This window comes from Rhizobacter sp. P2_H2 (assembly GCF_056403375.1).
Genome location: NZ_JBFUFP010000758.1, coordinates 1 through 2,685 on the forward strand (window position 1 = coordinate 1; position 2,685 = coordinate 2,685).

At 72.9% G+C, this 2,685-nt stretch carries 5 protein-coding genes and 1 pseudogene; all 6 read left to right on the top strand.

From position 1 onward, the window contains the following. Positions 1-447: ATP-binding protein (locus AC1D15_RS25830; protein WP_477828241.1), on the top strand; the 447-nt coding region annotated here is incomplete at its 5' end. Continuing rightward, a complete protein-coding gene (gene kdpE / locus AC1D15_RS25835; RefSeq protein ID WP_047503106.1) occupies positions 447-1,142 on the top strand; it encodes a two-component system response regulator KdpE in 696 nt (231 codons plus the stop codon). The genes AC1D15_RS25830 and kdpE, both read left to right, overlap by 1 nt. A gap of 161 nt (positions 1,143-1,303) precedes the next feature. Continuing rightward, positions 1,304-1,546, top strand: coding sequence for a hypothetical protein (locus tag AC1D15_RS25840; protein WP_465113804.1), 243 nt, complete (start codon positions 1,304-1,306; stop codon positions 1,544-1,546). A gap of 1 nt (position 1,547) precedes the next feature. Then, positions 1,548-1,877 (top strand): hypothetical protein, encoded by a 330-nt coding sequence (locus AC1D15_RS25845; protein ID WP_047503102.1) that lies wholly within the window; start codon positions 1,548-1,550, stop codon positions 1,875-1,877. Positions 1,878-1,884: 7 nt separating this feature from the next. Further along, on the top strand, positions 1,885-2,421 hold the full coding sequence (locus AC1D15_RS25850) for a hypothetical protein (protein ID WP_047503100.1): 537 nt from the start codon (positions 1,885-1,887) through the stop codon (positions 2,419-2,421). Continuing rightward, a pseudogene (locus AC1D15_RS25855) lies at positions 2,418-2,685 on the top strand (flagellar basal body L-ring protein FlgH); the annotation flags it as partial. The gene AC1D15_RS25850 and the pseudogene AC1D15_RS25855, both read left to right, overlap by 4 nt.

Genomic DNA, 2,685 nt, shown 5'->3' on the forward strand with positions numbered 1-2,685 from the left:
GTGGCGGCCTCGCACGACGCGCTCGGCGCGCGGCCGCTCGCGATCCGCATCGAGCCCGGCGTGTCGCTGGTGGAATGCGATGCGGTGCTGATCGAGCGCGTGCTGGTCAACCTGCTGGAGAACGCCGGCAAGTACACGCCGCCCGATGCGCCGGTCGAGATCCTCGCGCGGGCGGAGGGCGGCGAGCTGCTCGTCAGCGTGCGCGACCACGGCCCCGGCGTCGCGCCCGGCCAGGAGGAGCGGATCTTCGAGAAGTTCACCCGCGGCCAGACTGAATCGGCGACGCCGGGCGTCGGCCTCGGGCTGGCGATCTGCCGTGCCATCGTCGAGGCGCACCGCGGGCGCATCCGCGTCGAGCCCGCGCCCGCGCAGCGGCCGGGATCGGGCGCGACCTTCACCTTCAGCCTGCCGCTCGGTACGCCGCCGGCACTCGACCAGGAGACCTGATGTCCACCCCGCTGCCGACCGCCCTGGTGCTCGAGGACGAGCGCGAGATCCGCCAGTTCGTCCGCCTCTCGTTGGAGGGCGAGGGCTGGCAGGTGTTCGAGGCCGGCACCGTGAAGCAGGGGCTGATCGAAGCCGGCACGCGGCGCCCCGACCTGGTGATCGCCGACCTCGGCCTGCCCGACGGCGACGGCGTCGACTTCATCCGCCAGCTGCGCACCTGGTCGGGCGTGCCGGTCATCGTGCTGTCGGCGCGCACGCAGGAGAGCGAAAAGGTGGCGGCGCTCGATGCCGGGGCCGACGACTTCATCACCAAGCCGTTCGGCGTGGCCGAGCTGCTCGCGCGCACGCGTGCCAACCTGCGCCGCATGCGGGCCGGGCGGGCACCGGCCGACGCGGTGTTCCACTTCGGCGATGTCGAGGTCGACCAGGCGGCGCGCCTGGTGCGCCGGCGCGGCGCCGAGGTGCACCTGACGCCGATCGAGTACCGGCTGCTCGGCGTGCTGATCGCCAACGCCGGCCGGGTGCTGACGCACCCGTACCTGCTGCGCGAGGTGTGGGGGCCGGGGCATGCGCAGAGCACGCACTACCTGCGCGTCTACATGGGCAACCTGCGGCAGAAGCTCGAGGCCGACTCGGCGCAGCCGCGCCACATCCTCACCGAGACCGGGGTCGGCTACCGGCTGCTGGTGGAGTGAGCGTGCGCGCCAGGCCGAAGCGCCCTGGGTGACATCCCGCCCTGGGTGACATCCATCACCCAGGCCCCTTCGCAGCCATCGCGCGACACGCTTTTCCGGCGATCGAGCGGGCGTGCCTTGAGAACAATTCACTCTCATCGCAACCCCACGGATCACGCACCATGCATGTCGCCCGTCCCTCCGCCGACCTGTCGGCCCGCTCCCTCCCGAAGCCTGCCGCCACGCCGCCCGCGGGTGCCACCGGTGGATTCGGTTCCAGCCTGAAGCCGGCAGCCACTCCGGCGGCAGATGCTGCCGAGGCTGCGCCGGCCGCAGCCGCCTCGGTGCCGCCGAAGCCCGACCTGGCGAGCTCGCTCTCGACGGTGTCGCTCGCCGCCGCCACCACGCCGCGTCAGACCGCCTGAGATGGCGCACGCAGCTTCGATCGGCGCGGGCGCTTCCACGGCGCACGCGGCCCCGGCCGCGTCGTCGGCCCGCGCACCGACGGCACCGGCAGCCGCCGGCGCCAGCACCGGCAGCACCAGCGTCTCGCTCAGCCATGAAGGCCAGGCGCGGGTCGACAACGATGCGGGAGGCTCGCCCGACGCGCTCGACGCCGCGCAGGTGGTCGCCCACCTCGCGCTCGCGGCGCTCGGCGAGCCCGACGGGCTGGTCGGCGACGCGGTGCAGGTGGCGGCTGGCTATGCGGCGCAGGCCGGGCTCGAGCTGGCCGGCCGCATCGACGAGATCGTCTGAGGCCGCGATGCACATCCGCCTTGCCGCGCTGGCGGCTGCCTGCCTGGCCCTGAGCGCCTGTTCGATCCTGAGCCCGGTGCCCACCTGGGAGCTGGTGAAGGCCACCGGCAGCGCCACCTCGCTCGCGATCGGCCGCTCGCCGTCGCATGCGATCAACACCGTCCACTACGGCGATGCGCCGGTAAAGCGGCTGTGCATCGAGTTCAACCGCAACGCGCCGTTGCCCGACCTGGTGCCGGCGCTGCAGGCCGAGTTGCGCGGCATCGGCGTCGCGAGCCGCGTCTACGAGGCCGGTGCCGGTGCGGACGACTGCGAGGTCTGGCTGCGCTACGCGGCGACGGTGGACTGGGAGACGCCGCCGTTCGGCGAAGTGGCCCGGCCCTACCTGAGCGCGGCCTCGATGAGCCTGCAGCGATCGGGTGGCGCGCTGCTCGCGAGCAGCGGCTACAGCGTCGACGACGCCGGCTTCGGCGCCAGCAAGTGGGCCACGACAAGAACCAAGCTCGCACCGGTGGTGCGGGCACTCATCCAAGGATTCGAATGAAACCCCCGAAGTACGCGGTACGTGGTGCGGCAGCGACGTGTGTGCTGGCGCTGGGTGCCTGTGCGAGCCCGCCGCCGAGCCTGGTGCCAGGCCCGGTGAGCGCCGCGCCGCCGCTGGCGCCGATGTTCATCGAGCGCCGCAGCAACGGCGCCATCTACCAGCCGCAGCTCGAATCGACCGCGCTGTTCTCGGGCGAGCGCCGGCCGCAGGCGGTGGGCGACACGATGAAGGTCGACATCTCCGAGAGCCTGAAGGCCTCGCAGA